Annotated in this window: 13 protein-coding genes, 1 other RNA gene and 1 pseudogene; 9 read left to right on the top strand and 6 right to left on the bottom strand. The window is 65.4% G+C overall.

The features are described 5' to 3' along the window. Positions 1-255: 255 nt before the first annotated feature. Positions 256-2343: a bifunctional DedA family/phosphatase PAP2 family protein gene (locus HLH45_RS00075; RefSeq protein WP_029820208.1), complete on the bottom strand. Its 2088-nt coding sequence runs from the start codon at positions 2341-2343 to the stop codon at positions 256-258. A gap of 151 nt (positions 2344-2494) precedes the next feature. Here HLH45_RS00075 and HLH45_RS00070 point away from each other — a divergent pair, with 151 nt between their 5' ends. Together HLH45_RS00070 and HLH45_RS00065 are read left to right on the top strand one after the other, a co-directional pair. Continuing rightward, positions 2495-3154 carry a serine/threonine-protein kinase gene (locus tag HLH45_RS00070; protein ID WP_008577881.1) on the top strand — a complete coding sequence of 220 codons (660 nt, stop codon included), beginning with the start codon at positions 2495-2497 and terminating at the stop codon, positions 3152-3154. Positions 3155-3279: 125 nt separating this feature from the next. Next, positions 3280-4095, top strand: a complete 816-nt coding sequence (locus HLH45_RS00065) for an SDR family oxidoreductase (RefSeq protein WP_008577882.1) — start codon at positions 3280-3282, stop codon at positions 4093-4095. Between the two features lie 140 nt (positions 4096-4235). Here the strand turns inward: HLH45_RS00065 and HLH45_RS00060 are convergent, their stop codons facing one another. Then, on the bottom strand, positions 4236-5108 hold the full coding sequence (locus tag HLH45_RS00060; protein ID WP_008577884.1) for an ion transporter: 873 nt from the start codon (positions 5106-5108) through the stop codon (positions 4236-4238). 72 nt (positions 5109-5180) lie between these two features. Here HLH45_RS00060 and HLH45_RS00055 point away from each other — a divergent pair, with 72 nt between their 5' ends. Continuing rightward, positions 5181-6407 carry an acetylornithine transaminase gene (locus tag HLH45_RS00055; protein WP_008577885.1) on the top strand — a complete coding sequence of 409 codons (1227 nt, stop codon included), beginning with the start codon at positions 5181-5183 and terminating at the stop codon, positions 6405-6407. A gap of 185 nt (positions 6408-6592) precedes the next feature. Here the strand turns inward: HLH45_RS00055 and HLH45_RS00050 are convergent, their stop codons facing one another. Further along, entirely contained in the window at positions 6593-7210 is a 618-nt protein-coding gene (locus HLH45_RS00050; RefSeq protein ID WP_008577886.1) for an HAD-IA family hydrolase, read from the bottom strand. Between the two features lie 285 nt (positions 7211-7495). Here HLH45_RS00050 and HLH45_RS00045 point away from each other — a divergent pair, with 285 nt between their 5' ends. From HLH45_RS00045 to azu, 6 genes are all read left to right on the top strand, one after another. Continuing rightward, positions 7496-9790, top strand: coding sequence for a TonB-dependent receptor (locus HLH45_RS00045; RefSeq protein ID WP_008577887.1), 2295 nt, complete (start codon positions 7496-7498; stop codon positions 9788-9790). 69 nt (positions 9791-9859) lie between these two features. Continuing rightward, the gene (locus tag HLH45_RS00040; RefSeq protein ID WP_029820203.1) at positions 9860-11467 is read left to right on the top strand and encodes a flavin monoamine oxidase family protein; all 1608 of its coding nucleotides are present in this window, start codon (positions 9860-9862) and stop codon (positions 11465-11467) included. After that, on the top strand, positions 11464-11889 hold the full coding sequence (locus HLH45_RS00035; protein WP_008577889.1) for a c-type cytochrome: 426 nt from the start codon (positions 11464-11466) through the stop codon (positions 11887-11889). Before HLH45_RS00040 ends, HLH45_RS00035 begins: the two co-directional genes overlap by 4 nt. 24 nt (positions 11890-11913) lie before the next feature. Then, complete coding sequence (locus tag HLH45_RS00030) at positions 11914-12417, top strand: RidA family protein (RefSeq protein ID WP_031424214.1); 504 nt, start codon at positions 11914-11916, stop codon at positions 12415-12417. 30 nt (positions 12418-12447) lie between these two features. Beyond that, on the top strand, positions 12448-13650 hold the full coding sequence (locus tag HLH45_RS00025; RefSeq protein WP_008573130.1) for a pyridoxal phosphate-dependent aminotransferase: 1203 nt from the start codon (positions 12448-12450) through the stop codon (positions 13648-13650). Positions 13651-13860: 210 nt separating this feature from the next. Continuing rightward, positions 13861-14310, top strand: a complete 450-nt coding sequence (gene azu / locus HLH45_RS00020) for an azurin (RefSeq protein WP_008573125.1) — start codon at positions 13861-13863, stop codon at positions 14308-14310. Positions 14311-14391: 81 nt separating this feature from the next. Here the strand turns inward: azu and HLH45_RS00015 are convergent, their stop codons facing one another. From HLH45_RS00015 to HLH45_RS00005, 3 genes and pseudogenes are all read right to left on the bottom strand, one after another. Beyond that, positions 14392-17163: a winged helix-turn-helix domain-containing protein gene (locus HLH45_RS00015; protein ID WP_008573124.1), complete on the bottom strand. Its 2772-nt coding sequence runs from the start codon at positions 17161-17163 to the stop codon at positions 14392-14394. A gap of 314 nt (positions 17164-17477) precedes the next feature. Next, positions 17478-17553: non-coding RNA, sX9 sRNA (locus HLH45_RS00010), on the bottom strand. A 454-nt stretch (positions 17554-18007) separates the two neighbouring features. Beyond that, positions 18008-18270 (bottom strand): annotated as a pseudogene (locus HLH45_RS00005) (aspartate aminotransferase family protein); the annotation flags it as partial.

The following is an 18270-nucleotide window of genomic DNA, read 5'->3' as shown; positions in this document are numbered from 1 at the left end:
CACGCTGCCAAGCACGTCCTTGTAAGCTCTTACGCGGAATCCATGCCGCCATCGAGCCCCCACGGATGGGTTCACGGCGTGTCCCGCAAGCGGCGAGGGCGCCGCGCTCGACGAACTAAGCGTTCACCCTGAAAATTCAGCAGCCTCCAGACGGCGCCAGCACGTCACCATCGAGACAGGGCTCAACAGCTGTTGCTGACACCCCATCTCGACCCAACCACGCGATCGCCGGCCAATCGCCTGTTGCCCGATCGATCAACGGCGTTGTTGTGGCGGACCCGATGCAGCAGGATCGGACGCAGCGGTATCCGTCCCCGGCGCGGCGTTGTCTTTGTTCTCGCCACGCACTGCACTGCCCGAGGTGCTGTCGATCAGGATCACCGGCACCTGCGAGCGACGACGCTGTTCCATGCGATGGGGCAGCGGGCCGAGTGCCTCGCGCAATGCGCTCAGTGCAGGATCGACGCCGCGCAGTGGGTACCACAGCCCGATCAGGCTGAAATGGCGGCTGTAGCGCAAGGTCTGGGTGCTGCCCACCCACAGCGGTTGTGCATCCGGCTGCAGGCGCGCGGCCGCCGGCCACAGACGCAGCACATGCACGTGGCCGGGCGCGGCGTGGCGCACCATCAACAGGGCCTCGACCTGGGTATCCAGCGTGGCCGGCAGAATCGGCACTTCGTCCGGGCGGCCGCTGACGTCGAGCAGGTGCAGCGCCTGTTCCCAGCCCGCCTGCGGCTGGACCCGCCAGCCGCGCGCCTGGAGCTGGCGCTGCAGCGGGGCGAGCGGGCCGGCCAACTGGACGTCCAGCGGCCAACGCTGATCGTCGTCGAATTCGTTGCGGCGTGCCGGCAGCAGGCGCCATTGGTCTTCCCACCACGCGTTTGCGGGTAACTCCATCACTGCCGGCGGCGGCGGTTCGAACTTGGCCAGCTTGAGGTCGAGGTTGCGCGGCGCAAAATAAATTGCGCAGCTTACGAACACCCCGTAGAAGATCCACGACACCGGCTTGACCCAGAACGCGCGCGTGGCACGGCGACGGTAGGCAATGCCCAGCACCAGCAGCCAGAAGATGCCGAACAACATGCCGCCGACGACGTCGCTGAGCCAGTGCGCACCGAGGTACAAACGCGCAAAACCGATCAGCGAGACGATGGCGCCGCTGACCAGATACGGCCACACGCGGCGGCGGCCAGGCAACTCGCGCGCGATCAACAGCGCGAAAAAGCCGAAGGCGATCGTGGCCATGGTGACCGCAACCGACGGAAAGCCGAAACCGCTGCTGGCCGCAGGCGGGCGCACCACCTGCACGGTGGCGCCAAGCAGCTGCGTGAGCGCCAGGCCGAACGCCAGCGCGATGACCCAATGGGCCACGGCCATCCAGCGACGGCGCCAGGCCAGATAGCCCATCGCGGCGGCAATGGCCGGCAACAGCACCTGCCAGTCGCCCAACGAGGCCAGCGCCACCATCGGGTAGTCGGCCAACGGATTACGCAGCGCCAGCATCAGGTCGTGCACGGCCAGGTCCACGCGCAGCGGCTCGCCATGCGCCAGCACCACCATCAGCAGCACAAACCAGCCCCAGCCGAGCAGCAAGAGCATCAAGGCCATCATGGCCAGCGGCACCGATTCGCGACGGCGTGGGTCGAAGACGCCGACCGACCAATTTCCCAGGACCGGATGCCGGTGCGACCACTCCAGCAGGCGCGCCAGCAAGGCATCCAGGTGACCGGCCGACCAGCGATACGAATACAGCACCACCGCCCAGGCAAGCCCGATCACGGCCGCCAGCAAGGCAACCACCACAAATAGGCGCCCGGCCACCGCGGCCACTGCGTCGTAGGCCGTGCCCAGCACCCAGCCGGGCACCAGGAACAACAACGCCCACGACACGCAGGCCAGGCCGCTGGCGACCAGATACCGTTTGAAGGGCATGCGCGACATGCCGGCAATCGCCGGCACGAACGGGCGCACTGCCCCCACGTAGCGCGCAATCAGGATGCTTTTGAAGGCATTGCGGCGGAACAGCAGCTCGCCGCGTTCCAGCAGTTGCGGGTAACGCCGGAATGGCCAGTAGGTGTGCAGCTGATGGCCCCAGCGATGGCCGACCCAGAAGCTCAGCGCATCGCCAACGAAGGCGCCCAGGGTGGCGCACACCACCGCGTAGGGGCCGTTGATCTGCCCGAGCCCGATGAGCACGCCAATGGCGAACAGCAACGGCAACGCAGGCACGATGGCGCCCAGCACGATCACCGCATCACAAAATGCGATGCCAAAGATCACCACGCCAGCCAAGGTGGGGTGGTGTCCGATCCACTCCAGCGTGGCGTCGATCCATGAGTTCATACCTGAATTATAGGTGGGCGCGGCGGCGCCTGACCTGCATCGTCCTCACATCGGGGGATCGGCTTCACCTGAGGTTGCGGCCATGCAGCTGCCGCACGCGCGCGCGCCGCAGAGGTGCGCAGCGAGACAGACCTGCCGCCTACAATGGGGGATGACTCACGACCCTGCAGCCAATCTGCCGCTGAAGTCCGATACGTTCGGACGCATTCTGCTGATCCGCGATGGCCAACGCATGTTCGTGCGTCGCGACCTGAGCGTGGCGCCGTGGCTGTTGCGCGGCGTGGCCTGGTGGCTGGCACGCCGCGAAGCGTTGGCCTTGCGCCAGCTGGATGGCGTGCCGCGCACACCGCGGCTGCTGCATTGGGACGGGCGGCACCTGGACCGCAGCTATCTGGACGGCGCTGCGATGTACCAGCGACCGCCGCGCGGCGATCTGGCCTACTTCCGCAGCGCGCGCAGGCTGTTGCAACAGCTGCATCGCCGCGGCGTGGCCCACAACGATCTGGCCAAGGAAGCCAACTGGCTGGTGCAGGAGGACGGCAGCCCGGCGGTGATCGACTTCCAGCTGGCGGTGCGCGGCAACCCGCGCGCGCGCTGGATGCGTCTGCTTGCCCGCGAGGATCTGCGCCACCTGCTTAAACACAAGCGCATGTACTGCCCGGCCGCACTGACCCCGGTGGAACGCCGCGTGCTCAAGCGCACCTCCTGGGTTCGCGAGCTGTGGTTTGCCACCGGCAAACCGGTCTACCGCTTCGTGACCCGCCGCGTACTGCACTGGGAAGACAACGAAGGGCAGGGGCCCAAGCCCTGAGCGGCGGGGATTGGTTGTTCGGGATTGGGGATTCGCAAGAGCGTATTGCTTGAGCGGTGGGTTGGTTGGTGGTAGCAATGAAGGAATAAGCTCTTACGAATCTCCAATCCCGACTCCCTAATCCCATGACGTTATCGGGCAAAACCCTGTTCATCACCGGTGCCTCGCGCGGGATTGGCTTGGCGATTGCGTTGCGGGCGGCGCGCGATGGGGCGAATGTGGCGATTGCGGCCAAGTCGGCGGTGGCCAATCCCAAATTGCCTGGCACCATCCATAGCGCGGCCACGGCGGTGACGGCGGCCGGTGGGCAGGCACTGGCGCTCAAGTGCGACATCCGCGACGAAGATCAGGTGCGTGCGGCAGTGGCGGCAACGGTCGATGCGTTCGGCGGGATCGACATCCTGGTCAACAACGCCAGTGCGATCTGGTTGCGCGGTACGTTGGACACGCCGATGAAGCGCTTCGATCTGATGCAGCAGGTCAACGCGCGCGGCAGTTTCCTGTGCGCGCAGGCATGCCTGCCGCATCTGCTGCAGGCGGCCAATCCGCACATCCTCACCTTGGCCCCGCCGCCGTCGTTGAACCCGGCGTGGTGGGGCGCGCACACCGGCTACACGCTGTCCAAGATGGGCATGAGTCTGGTCACCCTGGGGCTGGCCGCGGAATTCGGCCCGCAAGGCGTGGCGATCAATGCGTTGTGGCCGCGTACCGTGATCGCCACTGATGCCATCAACATGCTTGCCGGCGTGGACGCGGCGGCCTGCCGTCGGCCGGAGATCATGGCCGACGCCGCGCATGCGGTGCTGACGCGCGCCGCAGCCGGGTTCTACGGCCGGTTCCTGATCGATGACGAGGTGCTCGCCCAGGCTGGCATCACCGACTTGAGCGGCTATGCAATGGATCCATCGCGCGCGCTGTTGCCGGATCTGTTTCTGGACTGAGAGCGGCTAACCACAGGGTACGCACTTGTCGTGAGCGTGGACGGCACGGCGCAACCGCCGTGTACGCGTGGCACACGCCCTGCCGAGCAACGGCCGCGTCCGCCTGACGGCGGCGCCGTGGCGTTGGCTGCTCCAGCGCCTCAGCCGTTGCCCAGCGCCGGCAGTGGCTCGGCGCATTGCCGGCAATAACGTGCGTCGGCCGCGTGGCCTTCCAGCCCGCAGCGGGCGCAGTTGCACGCATCGCGTTTGCCGGTATGGCCTCCTTCGCGCAATGAGCTGGCCAGTTCGGCGGTATAGATGCCGGTGGGCACGGCGATGATGCTGTAGCCGATCAGGATCAGGGCCGAGGTGACGAAGCGACCCAGCGTGGTCTGCGGCACTAGATCGCCGAAGCCCACCGTGGCCATGGTGACGATGGCCCAGTACATGCTGGTGGGGATGCTGGTAAAGCCGTGCTGCGGGCCTTCGATGATGTACATCGTGGCGCCGGCGATCACGGTGATGGTGAGCACGGTGAACAGGAACACCAACACCTTGCGACGGCTACGCCACAGCGCATCCAGCAACTGTCCGCTTTCTTCGATGTAGCGGGTGAGCTTGAGAATGCGGAACAGCCGTAGGATGCGCAGCACGCGCACCACCAACAGCGTCTGTGCGCCGGGCACGAAGAACGAGAGATAACTGGGCAGGATCGACAGCAGGTCGATCACGCCCCACACGCTGAGCGCGTAATGCAGCGGGCGCCGCACCACGGCCAGGCGCAGCGCGTATTCGAGGGTGAAGATCACCGTGAACGCCCATTCCAGCGGCACCAGCCAGTCCGCGGCATGCGAATGGATGCGCGGCACGCTGTCGATCATGATCACCACCACGCTCGCCAGGATCGCGACCACCAGCATCAGGTCGAAATTGCGCGAGGGGCGGGTGTCGTGGCGGTAGATGATGTCGAACCACTGCCGGCGCCAGCCATCGTCGGTGGCGGCAGTGAGTTGCGGATCGGAGAAGGGGCGCATGCGCGCATTGTGCCGCAGGCCGGCGAATGCGCGAGAATGCCGCTTCTCCCTCCGCTTCTGCGACCCATCCTCATGAGTACCGCTGCCGATTCGCCCCTGTCCCTCGCGCACTACTACCTGCCGGTGTATCGCCCGCGCCAGGTGGTGCTGGAGCGCGGCCAGGGCAGCCGCGTGTGGGACGATGCGGGCCGCGAGTATCTGGATCTGTCGTCGGGCATCGCGGTGAGCGGGCTCGGCCATAACGATCCCGATCTGGTGGCTGCGCTCACCGAGCAGGCCGGCAAGCTGTGGCACACCAGTAACGTGTTTTTCAGCGCGCCGCCGCTGAAACTGGCCGAAGAACTGGTGAGCGCCTCGCGTTTCGCGCACAAGGTGTTCCTGTGCAATTCCGGCACCGAGGCCAACGAGGCGGCGATCAAGCTGGTGCGCAAGTGGGCCAGCAGCCAGGGCCGTCCGGCCGACAAGCGTGTCATCGTCACCTTCCGCGGCAGTTTTCATGGCCGTACGCTGGCATCGGTCACCGCCACTGCGCAGCCCAAGTATCAGGAAGGCTACGAGCCGCTGCCGGGTGGATTTCGCTATGTGGATTTCAACGATGTCGCGGCGCTGGAAGCGGCGATGGCCGGCGGCGATGTGGCGGCGGTGATGGTCGAGCCGATCCAGGGCGAGGGCGGCGTGATGCCGGCCGCGCCGGGCTTTCTGAGCCGCGTGCGCGCGCTGTGCGACCAGCATGATGCGCTGCTGGTGCTGGACGAAATTCAATGCGGCATGGGCCGCACCGGCACGCTGTTCGCGCATTGGCAGGAGCAGGTGACGCCGGACATCGTGACCCTGGCCAAGGCCTTGGGTGGTGGTTTCCCGATCGGCGCGATGCTGGCCGGGCCCAAGGTCGCCGAAACCATGCAGTTCGGCGCGCACGGCACCACCTTCGGCGGCAACCCGCTGGCCGCGGCAGTGGCGCGCGTGGCGCTGCGCAAGCTGGCCTCGCCGCAGATTGCCGATAACGTGGTGCGGCAATCTGCAGCATTGCGCGCCGGGCTGGAAGCGCTCAATGCCGACTTTGGCCTGTTTGCGCAGATTCGTGGGCGTGGCCTGATGCTGGGCGCGGTACTGGCTCCTGCGCACGCGGGGCAGGCCGGGGCGATCCTCGACCTGGCGGCCACGCATGGCTTGCTGCTGCTGCAGGCCGGCCCGGATGTATTGCGCTTCGTGCCGGCACTCAATCTCACCGATGCCGAACTGGCCGATGGCCTGGCGCGCTTGCGTCTGGCCATTGCCGAGTATGTCGCCCAGGCGTGATGTCGGGCGGTGCTTGCGCGCCCCCTGGCCGGCCCGCAGCCGGCTGCAAGGGCATTGGAGATGCATGGTGTGTGGCATGTAGCGCGCTGACGCAGTGCCCGGTCTTTTCATTGCCCGGATGGGATGGCTGTCTTCCGCCGTACCCTCACCCCCAACTCCTCTCCCGACGGGAGAGGGGCTTGGTTTCATGCAAGTCCGTATCGCTTCAGCACTCGCCGCAGTGCACGCGCATCGCGTACGGTGTCGGCGTGCAGACCGGCCGCGCGTGCGCCACGCACGTTGACGAACAGGTCGTCGACAAACAACGTGCGTTCGGCGCGTTGCTCAAGTTGCGCAAGCGCGCGCTGATAGACCGGCACATCCGGTTTGCGGCCGCCCAGTGCACCGCTGCACAGCACGCGGCCCCGCAACAACGGAAATAGCGACGGCACGATCCGCTCGATCGCTTCTGCCATCAACGGGCCATTATTGGTGAGCACCGCCACCGCCGTGGTCGTCGACACCGCCAGCACCTGTGTCACCACCGACGGGTCGGCGCGGCAGGCGGCCACGCGCGCATCGATCCAGGTAGTGCGATCGATTGGCTGCCCCAGCCCTTCGCTCAACTGCGCCAGATACGCCTGCGTGTCGATCTCACCCGCATCGTAAGCGCGCTCCAGACCCTGCACGAACAGCACCTCCTGCACGCGCTGCGGTGAGCAACGCGCCGCTGCTGCAAGCGCGGCCAGGCGCCGTGGCCGCGCGTAGTGCGCGAGCACGCCGTCGAAATCCAGCAACAGCAGCGATGGTGGTGCGGGCGACATATGCGTGCTCGTACGGCGGCTGCGCAGCGTTGTCGATTCGGCGCGGCATGGCAAGCGCGCAAGAGCTGCAATGCAGGGCATTCGCGCAGGTAGGTGGCTGCGCTACCTATTCAGAGTTTTGAATTCGGTAGCGACCTACCCGCCTGCGCCGAGCCCACCCGCCGCACCCAGGTTAGGCAGCAATCGCGCTGGTTATGGTCACTGCACGCCGCATCCGCGGTATCAGCCGGTCTCGGGGGAGCGCCCGGTCACTCAGCACGCCACACGTCTCCAGGGGTTGATTGCATGCCAAAGTGCTCGAACACCGATCGATTGGCGGCCTCGGTCGCCGACATCCTCGCCACCACCCGCCCGCGCCGCGCGCTGGCATCAATGACCTTGCTGCTGGCCGGCGCGCAGAGCTTGCCTGCGCTGGCGCAAGACGCACGCACGCTGGATGCGGTCAGCGTGGTGGGCACCGGCTCCACGCGCACCACCGCGTCCATCTCGGCGGACGAGATCCAGGCGCAGGTGCCAGGGGTGGCGCCGCAGCAGCTGTTGGCCAGCCTGCCCGGCGTGAACGTGCAGACCACCGACCCGTTCGGGCTGTATGAATTCGGTGATTCGATGACCATCCGCGGGTTTTCCGCCAACCAGATCGGCGTGACCTTGGACGGCATTCCGATCGAAACCTTCGACACCCGCGAAGGCGGGCCGATTACGCGCTACGTCTCCAGCGAAAACCTGCTCGATGTGACGGTGTCCGCCGGTTCGGGCGATGTCACCCAGCCTTCCTACCATGCACTGGGCGGTGCGATCCGCTACACCAGCCTGCCACCAAAGGGCGGCGACAGCTGGAGCGGCAATCTCACCCAGACGATTGGTTCGGACGATCTGGTGCGCAGCTTCGTGCGCCTGGATACGCCGGACTGGTGGAAAGGCGGCCCCAGCGCGTATCTGTCCGCCTCGCGCACGCAAGGCGGGGTGTGGGACATGGAGCCGGCCACGCAGAAGAGCGATCACTTCGAAGCCAAGATTCGCCAGGCCTGGGACGCTGGCAGCCTGACGCTGGGATGGATCTACAACAACCGCAAGGACTACGACGTGCAGTCGTACAACTCCGACGGTTCGGTGGCGTGGGACCTGCATGAGCGCATCACCGGCAACCCGGAAGTGGATGCCGAGCATTACAGCGAATGGCAGAACGGGCGACGCGACTCGCTGCTCAGCCTGCACGGCAATTTCCTGTTCAACGATGCAATCGGCTTCACCTTTACCGGCTATTACGAGAACAAGCATGGGTATGGCGTCGGCGGCACTCCGCCGAGCACGGCGACAGGCCTGTACAACGATGCCATCGCCGGCACGCCGGGGCGCACCGACATCGCCATCAACGACCCGCAGATCGTCGATGCCAACGGCACTGTCACCCACGTCGGTGCGATGACGCGGCGCGAAGAAATCATGGGGGGCGATCGCTATGGCCTCACCACAGCGGTGTCATGGGAGACCGAGCACAACAAGCTCGAAGTCGGCGCGTGGTACGAAAACTACGACTTCGATCAGGTGCGCCCGCTGTACAACCTGGACCCGGCCACCGGCGAGCTGCTCAAGGGCGCGCTGCCGATCGTCATCTACTACGACAACCACTTCTCCACCGAGGTGAAGCAGCTCTACATCAAGGACACGCTGCGCCTGCTCGACGACCGCTTGACGATGGAGTTCGGTGCCAAGGGGCTGGATGTCAAACGCGACTACAACGGCATCGCCAATCTGGATGATTTCAATGTCGGCGTGCGCCGCGATGTCACCATCAAGAACAGCGACTGGTTCCAGCCCCAGGTCGGCGCCAGCTTCCAGCTTGCCGAGGGCGTGCAGGTGTTCGCCAACTATGCGGAAAACTTCAGCTCGGCGCCGCGGCTGGCGCTGACCTCCGGTGCGTTCAACCCGGATATCGCACCGGAAGAGTCCACCAACATCGATATCGGCATCCGCGCCGAATCCACGCAGTGGAGCGGCTACATCGCCGCCTACAAGATCGATTACGAGAACCGCATCATCGCGCTGACCGACCCGGACCCGCTGGTGGTGGCGCCCACCGTCTACGCCAACGTCGGCGACGTGCAGACGTACGGGGCCGAAATGTCCGGCATGTGGAAGCCGGCGCCAGGCTGGCGGCTGGGCGCATCGCTGACCTGGAACAACTCCGAGTTCCAGGACAACTATTTCGGCCCGGTCAGCGGCAACCTGGTGCAGGTGGAAGGCAACGAGGTGCCGGATGCGCCGAAGGTGATGTTCAGCGTCAACGGCGGTTGGGAAGGCACGCATTTGTTTGCCAACCTCGATGCCAAATACACCGGCAAGCGCTACGGCGATACGCTCAATACCGATCGGGTAGATGCCACCTTCATCGTCAACGGCAGCGTCGGGTATCAGGGCGAAGACGGCGGGTTCCTTGCCGGTGGCCGGCTGCAGTTGTCGGTCTACAACCTGTTCGACAAGGACGATGCGATCGGGGCGGTATTTCCCAACGAAAGCTCGGGCTCGTATCAGTTGATCGCACCACGGCAGCTGTTCGCCAGCCTGACCTACACATTCTGAAGTGCAGCCGCGGCCGGCAGGGTTGCCGGTCGCGTGCGTTGGTCCACGACATGCAGGGGACGTGCGTTGATGCAAGGCAATCACACGGGAGCGATGACGCGGCGGCAATTGCTGGCGCGCATCGGTATGACCGCCGGCGGCGCGATGATGTATCAGGCGATGAGCAGCCTGGGCATGGCGGCCGAATCCAGTTTCAAAGGCCCACTGCAACTGGATGGCGACCCCAAGGGGGCGTCGGTCTTGATCCTCGGTGCCGGGCTGGCCGGCATGAGCGCGGCGTTCGAGTTGCGCAAGGCCGGTTACCGCGTGCAACTGCTCGAATACAACGACCGCCCCGGCGGGCGTAACTGGACCCTGCGCGGCGGCGACCGCTATGCCGAGTTGGGCGGGGCCAGGCAGCATTGCCAGTTCGACGAGGGTTTGTATCTCAATCCCGGGCCGTGGCGCATTCCGCATCACCACAAGGCGGTGCTGAGTTACTGCAAGCAGTTCGGCGTGGCGCTGGAAGCGTTCAATCAGGTCAATTACAACGCGCTGCTGCACAGCCAGAACGGCTTCGGCGGCAAACCGCAGCGCTTTCGTGCCATCGACGCCGACTACAAGGGCCATGTGTCCGAGTTGCTGGCCAAGTGCACGCAGCAACGCGCCCTGGACACGGCCGTCAGCCGCGAGGATCAGGAGCTGCTGCTGGAATCACTGCGTACCTGGGGCGCGCTCGACCAGAAGTTCGGATATGTCAAAGGCAAGGACAGCAGCGAGCGGCGCGGGTTTGCGCGCTATCCCGGCGGTGGCTTGTCGGGCAAGCCGGAATTCTCCGATCCTTTCAGCGTGCAGGACGTGCTGCGCTCGCGCCTGTGGACCACACTGGCAGCCGGCAACAACTATGAAATGCAGACCACCATGTTCCAGCCGGTGGGAGGCATGGACCAGATCGGCAAGGCGTTCGCGCGTCAACTGGGCAATGCCATCACCTATAACGCCAAGGTCACCAAGATCGACCAAGACGGCAGCGGCGTGCGCGTGTCCTGGCAGGATGCGGCGCGTGGTGGCGAAGAACGTCTCGCCACTGCGGATTGGTGCATCTGCACCATTCCGTTGTCGGTGCTCAGCCGCATACCGGTCACCGCCAGCGATGCGATGACCACGGCGATCGGCAAGGTGCCGTATGCGGCCTCGGTGAAAGTGGGGCTGCAATTCAAGCGCCGTTTCTGGGAAGAAGACGAAGCGATCTACGGCGGCATCAGTTACACCGATCTGCCGATCACCTTGATCAGCTACCCCAGCACCAACTACCACAGCCCTGGCAAAGGCGTGCTGCTCGGCGCCTATGTGTGGGGGCTGGATGCCTACCAGTTCACCGCGATGTCCCCGGAGCAGCGCGTGCGTAAAGCAGTGGAATACGGCACCCAGCTGCATCCGCAGTATCCGCGCGAATTCGAAAACGGCATTGCGGTCGGCTGGCACCGCGTGCCCTTCACGCATGGCTGCTTCGGCATGTGGAGCGAGCAGGCGCGCGCCGAGCATTACCAACCGCTGTGCCAGATCGACGGACGGCTGGCACTGGCCGGCGAGCACGTGTCGTACATTCCGGCCTGGCAGGAGGGTGCCATTCTGTCGGCGCACGATGTCGTTGGCCGCCTGCATCGCAAGGTCATTGCCCAGGGAGCGCGCGCATGAGTCTGCTGCCAAGAGCGTGCGGCGCCACTGTTGCGCTCGCCATTCTCGCCTTGTTGCTGCCGCCCAACGTGCGCGATGCGCAGGCGCAGAGTTCCGATGCCACCCAGCTGTTTCCGCAGCAAGGCTTCGCCAAGGCCTCCGGCCAGGACGTTTACCAGGCGATCTGCCAGGGTTGCCATATGCCGGCCGGGCGTGGCGCGCAAGGTGCCGGCGACTATCCTGCGCTTGCCGGCAACCCGAAACTGGCCGCCGGCCCGTACGTGACGATGATGGTGCTCGACGGCCACGCGGGGATGCCGGGTTTCGCCGACATGCTCGACGACCGCCAGGTGGCCGAAGTGGTGAGCTATGTGCGCACGCACTTCGGTAACGACTATGCCGAGCGCGTGACCATCGACGATGTCAGATCACTCCGCCGCTGATCTTCTCTCCTACAAGGAATTGCCATGCTCCGTTCCATCACGACCGTTCTCACCGCCGCAGTGCTTTGGTCTTCCAGTCTCGGTGCCGCACACGCGGCCGAGGTGATCCGCCACAAGATTCCCAACAGCGATTTTCCCATCGCTGCCGCGGTGGAAATTCCGGCCGGCAAGGCCACGGTGTATGTCAGTGGCAAGGTGCCGGCGGTGATCGATACCAGTGCGCCGAAGGATTCGGCGGCCGCCTATGGCGACACCAAGGCGCAGACGGTGAGCGTGTTGAACCAGATCAAGCAGCAGCTGGCCACGTTGGGGCTGGGCATGGGCGATGTGGTGAAGATGCAGGTGTTTCTGGTCGGCGATCCGGCAATGGGCGGCAAGATGGATTTCAACGGCTTCATGGAAGGCTATCGCCAGTTTTTCGGCACCAAGGAGCAACCCAACCTGCCGGCGCGCTCGGCATTCCAGATCGCAGCGCTGGGTAACCCGCTGTATCGGGTCGAGATCGAAGTGGTTGCCGTGCGTCCCTGAATCCGCGTTGTCATCCTGCTGGAGGTTGTCATGAACACTGCTCTTTCGCGCCGCGCGTTTCTACGCGAGTCTGCGTTGTTTGCCGGCGCCGCCGGTGCCGGCAGCTTGCCGCTGTTGGCCAGCGCCGTCGAACGCGCCACTGCCATCGCGCCCGCACCGGCAACGGCGCTGGCACCGGTGATGATCGACTCCAATGAATTTCCGGATGGACCGTCGGCTGCCGCAGTAAAGGCCATCGCGCAGATCGCCCCGCAAGGCGGGCGGTATTTGCGGCAGGTACAGATGGAATTGATGACCACCCTGGCTGCCGAGCTCGCGCTGCCGGTCGATCACCTGATGGCGTATGCCGGGTCCACCGAACCGCTCGACTACACGATGCTGGCATTTACTTCGCCCAGCGCCGCGTTGGTCACGGCCGACCCCACCTACGAATCCGGTTGGCGTGCGGCAACCCGCAATGGTGCGCGCCTGATCAAGGTGCCGCTGCGCAAGGACTTTTCGCACGATGTACAGGCCATGTGCGCGGCGGACGCCAACGCGGGCGTGATCTACATCTGCAACCCCAACAATCCCACCGGTTCGGTCACCGCACGCAAGGATCTGGACTACGCTTTGGCGCACAAGCCCAAAGGCAGCGTGTTGGTGGTGGATGAGGCGTATATCCACTTCGCGCAAAACACGCGCAGCATGGTCGACATGGTTGCTGCAGGCGAAGACGTGGTGGTGTTGCGCACCTTCTCCAAACTCTATGGCATGGCCGGCATCCGCCTGGGCTATGCGGCCGCGCGTCCGGACCTGCTGGCCAAGCTGAAGTTCTACAGCGTCAACAGCTTGCCGGTCACCGCCGCCGCTGCCGGGCTGGCCAGCCTGCGTGATCCTGCACTGGTGCCGCAACGGCGCGCACGTACGGCCGCGACGCGCACGGATGTGATGGAGTTTCTCGCCAGGCAGGGCTATGCGTGCACTGCCTCGGAGAGCAACTGCTTCATGGTGGATGTAAAGCGGCCTGCCGCCGGCTTCAAGGACGACATGGCCACCCATGGCGTGTTCATCGGCCGCAGCTGGCCGGTGTGGCCAACCTGGTCGCGGATCACTGTGGGCACCGATGCGGAGATGGCGCGTTTCAAGCAGGCGTTCGTACAAGTGATCGCCGGTAAGCGCGGCCCGTTGCCGGTGCCGGCCATCGCGTCCGCAGCAGCAGATCCGATGGATGCGTTTTTCCGTTACGCGTGAAGCACGCATGCGGCCGAAGGTCTGCTTGCACTCAGCAGGGCGCCTGGCATCGTTGGTCGATGCGCGAGCGTATGCAGTGGGCTCGCGCGTGATGCCTTGTTGATTGCGACTCCGCGTTACTCTGGCACTATCAGCACCTCTGACCACGTCGCTGTTGCAATGGTGCGCCGCGTGCGATGTGCTGCACCTTCCCAACGCAGGAGTGTTCTCTTGAAGCTGTTTTCCACGATTGCTGTGTGTGCGCTGGCGCTGATGGTGCCGACGGCATGGGCACGGACGTGCGCGGTGACCATCACCGGCAACGATCAAATGAAGTTCGACCAGAGCGCGATCAAGCTAGCGCCCGAGTGCACGCAGGTGGAGCTTACGCTCAAGCATTCCGGCAAGATGGCTGCCACCGTGATGGGGCACAACTGGGTGTTGACCAAGTCTGCCGATTTCCAGGCGGTGGCCAATGCCGGCGTACGTTCGACCATCGCCGACAGCTATCTGCCCAAGGCCGACGCACGCGTGATTGCGCACACCAAGGTCATTGGCGGCGGCGACAGCACCACGGTGAGTTTTCCCACCAGCAAACTGAGCAAGGGCGCCGACTACACGTTCTTCTGCTCGTTCCCCGGCCATTGGGCGATGATGAAGGGCACGCTGACGTTCGGGTGATGCGTGCGGGCGGCCAACGCTGTCAGGCCTGGCCGCCACACGTGCAAACCTGCGTTGAACGCAAGATGCATGCGACCTGGCTCAGCCAGGTCGCAGCGGCTGATCTGCATGCGGGCCGCTTCCACGCAACAACCCGCGCTGCAATGCTTGCGCAAGCGCGCTTTCGCGGCTGCGCGCGTCGAGCTTGCGGTACAGGTTTTTCAGATGGAATTTGACCGTGTTTTCCGACAAGTGCAGGCAGCGTGCGATCTGCTTGTTGGAATAGCCACGCGCCAGTTGCGCCAGCACTTCCAGTTCGCGCTCGCTGAAGATGTCACCGGCCGGGTCGTCGTCGCCGCTAAGGCGTTCGAGCAAGGCCTGGATGGTCAAGGCACGCGTGGTGCCGCCCACGGTCTGCGGGTCGTGCTGGCGTAGCGAGCGCAGCATCGCCTTGGCCGGTAAGCCCAGTTCCACGATCGCCTGCCAGCTTTGCGTGAGCGCGACATGGTCCAATGCGCTGTACAGATACGGCAGGGCGGCAACCAGTTCGCCACGTTGCTGCAGTACCAGCGCGATGCGTCCACGGGCGCGCGCCAGATGGCAGACATTGTCGTTGGCCAGGCAGGCTTGCTCGATCTGTCCGAGGATGCTCAGCGCGGCGCTGCTGCGCCCGGCCAGACGATGCCAGCGGGCCAGTGCGAAGCCCATCGCCGCGCGATCGTGCCAGCGGTGTGGCGAGCGCAAGGTATGCGCCAGGCCGGATTCGCCGCCGGTACGTGCGATCAGCACATCGATGGCGGCGTTGCCTGGATGTTCCAGCAACAGCATCAGCCGCCATGCTGCAGCCAGTTCCGACAAGCGCGCCAATTTGCGTCCGTGTGCGATCTGTTCGATATGCTCCAGCAACAGCAACGCGCTGCGTCCGCTATGGTCGCGCACGCGTTCCAGCCCCAGCGCAGTGCCGTATCCGGCGGCCAGCACGTCCACGCCGCCATCGTGTTGCTCCAGCAATTCCAGCGCCGGATGCAGCAGGTCGGCTGCGTCGTCGTGATGGCCGCGTTCGTAGTGCAACTGCGCAAGCAGGCATTGAGCGGCGGCTTCCAGCACCCGTTCCGGCTGCGGGGTACGTGCGCACCAGCTCAGTGCCTGCTGATAGCAGGCTTCCGCATCGCTGAGCCGGCCGCGATAGAACAGGCTCTGCCCCAGCGACAACATGGCCTGGCTGGCACCGACCTCGCTGCCGCCACGTTGCATGGTGTCGCGCGCGTTGCGCGCGTAGCGCTCGGCAACCGCGAACGCGCCCTGTGCAATCGCGGTGGTGGCGCAGATGCAGAGCAACATGCCGCGGCCCAGATGGTCGTCTTCGTCCAGTGCGCCGGCCTGGGCGGCAATCTGGGTCAGGCCATGCGGATTGCCGCAGATTTCATCCAGACGGTCGCGCAGCAGCGCCACGACCACGGTGTAGTCGCGCTGCAGCGGCTCGCGTAACGCAGCCGGAAAGTCGCGGAAGCGCTCCAGCAACAGGCGTGCGTGGGCGAATTCGCCCAGCTTGATGTGCAGGTGCGCCTGGGTGAGATTGAGCGCGGGTGTGTCGCGGATGGTGCGGTGGTCGAAATGGCGCAGCAGTGCGCGTACTTCATGCGTGCCGTGAGTCAACAGCAGCTGCCAGGTGCCGGCGCGTGCGATGTAGCTGGCGGCAAGATCGCCGCAGCCGCCGCGCCAAGCATGCCGCACCGCTTCGGCAAGCTGCTGATGATCGCCGAACCAGCGCGCTGCGCGTTGATGCAGCTGCACGCTCAGGCCTGGATGTTCGCGGTCGAGCAGTTGCTGCAAAAAGTCGGCAAACAGCGGGTGGTAGCGGAACCATTCGCGCTCGCCATCCAGCGGCACCAGCAGACCATGGAAATGCTCCAGCCGCGCCAGCAAGCGGCCGCTGTCCTGGCGTTGGCGCACCGCGTCGGCGAGCGCGGCGTTGAAGCGTTCCAGCGGGCTGGTGCGCAACAGGAGTTCGCGGGTGTCTGGGTCCAGATCGTTGACCACCTGTTCGGCCAGGTACGCGGCAATCTGCGCGCTGCGCCCGGAGAAACGTACGGTGACTTCCTGCCGACGCTGGGTACCGCCTTCCAACCACAGCCGTGCCAGTTGCAGCGCCACCGGCCAGCCTTCTGTGTAGCGCCGCAGTTCGTCCGCCACCGGTGCGGTCACGTGCGGGCCCAGCAACGCCTGCGCTTCGGTGTCGTCGAGCGCCAGCTGCGTGCTGCCGATGCGGCTGAGCTGCGCGTGCAGATCCAGCCGCGCCAGGGGTAGATTGGGTACGCGGCGGGTCGCGAGTGCCAGATGCAAACGCCCGCCACTGTGTTCGATCAGGCGTAGCACCAGTTCATCGACAGGGCTGCTGCCGAGTCGGTCGTAGTCGTCGAGAATCACGCTGATGCGCCGGGGCGCTGCGCGTAGCGCGCGAATCAGCAATGCCGCCGCGTCGCGCGGGTCGTGATCGCGGTTGTGCAGCACGGCCGCGCACAGCGCGTGGTCGGCGCCTGCGTTCTGCAGCGCATACGCAAGATGGCCGAGAAAACGCCCGGCGTCGGCATCTTCTTCGTCCAGCGACAGCCATGCCACCGCGCTCTGCTCGCGCGTACTCAGGTGCGCATGCCACTGCGCCAGCAGCGTGGTCTTGCCGAATCCGGGCGGGGCGAGCAATAGCGTCAGCGGACGTGCCTGCGCCTGATCCAGCGCAGCCAGCAGTGCGCCACGCACCACCGCGCTGGGGGGCGGCAACGCAGGCTCCAGCTTGCCGGCAAGCAGCCAATCGGGATTCACGGGGTCGCGCGACGGTGTCGGGCGCGGGGTGAGCAGCGCAACAGGCTTGAGCATGAGGCGAGGGCGGCCGTATCGAGCGTCGACAGCGTGCCGACTCGACACGCTGCAGATCGGGGTGAAACAGCGGCAATGCAGCGTCATCGCCGGTTTTGGCGACGCACGTGCAGCGGCTGCTTCGAGGGTCCCCACCCATGCCCGTCCCTGAGCACCTTTTTCAGAAAGGTATGACAGCCACACGACAAAAGCAAAGCGTATTGCGCCGAGTCGAGGAGGCATTGCGGCCGAAGCGCCGGCCCGTGCGCACGGTCAAGGAACGCTAGAGGTCGCCTGCTCGTGGCCGCGGTGGTGAGAGAGCAGCGACTAAGAGCGGCTAACAAGACGTAGCGAGCAGCTGTCAGGTGGGCGCGGACGGCGCGCAGGAACCGGATTGTACGAGTGGTACATGAGGATTCCGAGCACCGGCCGCGCCCACCTGGCGGCTGCGCAGTAGTTTTGTTAGCCGCTCTAAGAGCAATTGCCAAAGCGACTACGCTCGCTACCACACAGCCGCGGCCGATGCGCGATGCGGCGTGGACCACGCACCGCGGTCCTGCGCCCCGCCCAGGCCCGGCTGACGACTCCCCGCTGGGTTGTGGCAGCCGCTCCTGTGCAAAGACAGCGCCATCCACAGTTCGCTGCGAGCATGGCGCGCAGTCTGGCAACGCGCACCGCCGTGCAGTCGCCGTTGCTACGAACGAAACCGGCTGCACGCACGCACAGGCTCACCAGGAACCCGGTGATGCCTACCTCGCCAATGTCCTGCGCCACTGCCAGTGCGGCACGATCACGCCGCACCGCAAAGCAGCAAACCAGCGAAGCCTCCGCGCTCACCGATTCCCAATTCCCAATTCCCGGCCAATCAGCGCGCCACTTCCGCAAACGCCTCGCGCGCTGCCGCCAGGGTGGCTTCGATCACCGCCTGGTCGTGCGCACTGGACATGAAGCCGGCTTCGTACGCCGAGGGCGCCAGGTACACACCCCGCTGCAGCATCGCGTGGAAGAAGCGGTTGAAGCTGGTGATGTCGCACGCGGTGGCCTGTGCGTAGCTTTCCACGATGTCGTCGGTGAAGAACAGCCCGAACATGCCGCCGACCTGATTGGTGGTGACAGCAATGCCGGCCG

Source organism: Xanthomonas euvesicatoria (assembly GCF_013112235.1).
Classification (GTDB): Bacteria; Pseudomonadota; Gammaproteobacteria; order Xanthomonadales; family Xanthomonadaceae; genus Xanthomonas; species Xanthomonas euvesicatoria.
The sequence above is the reverse complement of the archived record's forward strand: the minus strand, read 5'-3'. Positions and strand labels throughout refer to the sequence as shown.

Excerpts from the sequence above, each read along its gene's own strand:
- HLH45_RS00075 (WP_029820208.1), bottom strand. The coding sequence starts at position 2,343 with ATGAACTCATGGATCGACGCCACGCTGGAGTGGATCGGACACCACCCC.
- HLH45_RS00070 (WP_008577881.1), top strand. The coding sequence starts at position 2,495 with ATGACTCACGACCCTGCAGCCAATCTGCCGCTGAAGTCCGATACGTTC.
- HLH45_RS00065 (WP_008577882.1), top strand. The coding sequence starts at position 3,280 with ATGACGTTATCGGGCAAAACCCTGTTCATCACCGGTGCCTCGCGCGGG.
- HLH45_RS00060 (WP_008577884.1), bottom strand. The coding sequence starts at position 5,108 with ATGCGCCCCTTCTCCGATCCGCAACTCACTGCCGCCACCGACGATGGC.
- HLH45_RS00055 (WP_008577885.1), top strand. The coding sequence starts at position 5,181 with ATGAGTACCGCTGCCGATTCGCCCCTGTCCCTCGCGCACTACTACCTG.
- HLH45_RS00050 (WP_008577886.1), bottom strand. The coding sequence starts at position 7,210 with ATGTCGCCCGCACCACCATCGCTGCTGTTGCTGGATTTCGACGGCGTG.
- HLH45_RS00045 (WP_008577887.1), top strand. The coding sequence starts at position 7,496 with ATGCCAAAGTGCTCGAACACCGATCGATTGGCGGCCTCGGTCGCCGAC.
- HLH45_RS00040 (WP_029820203.1), top strand. The coding sequence starts at position 9,860 with ATGCAAGGCAATCACACGGGAGCGATGACGCGGCGGCAATTGCTGGCG.
- HLH45_RS00035 (WP_008577889.1), top strand. The coding sequence starts at position 11,464 with ATGAGTCTGCTGCCAAGAGCGTGCGGCGCCACTGTTGCGCTCGCCATT.
- HLH45_RS00030 (WP_031424214.1), top strand. The coding sequence starts at position 11,914 with ATGCTCCGTTCCATCACGACCGTTCTCACCGCCGCAGTGCTTTGGTCT.
- HLH45_RS00025 (WP_008573130.1), top strand. The coding sequence starts at position 12,448 with ATGAACACTGCTCTTTCGCGCCGCGCGTTTCTACGCGAGTCTGCGTTG.
- HLH45_RS00015 (WP_008573124.1), bottom strand. The coding sequence starts at position 17,163 with ATGCTCAAGCCTGTTGCGCTGCTCACCCCGCGCCCGACACCGTCGCGC.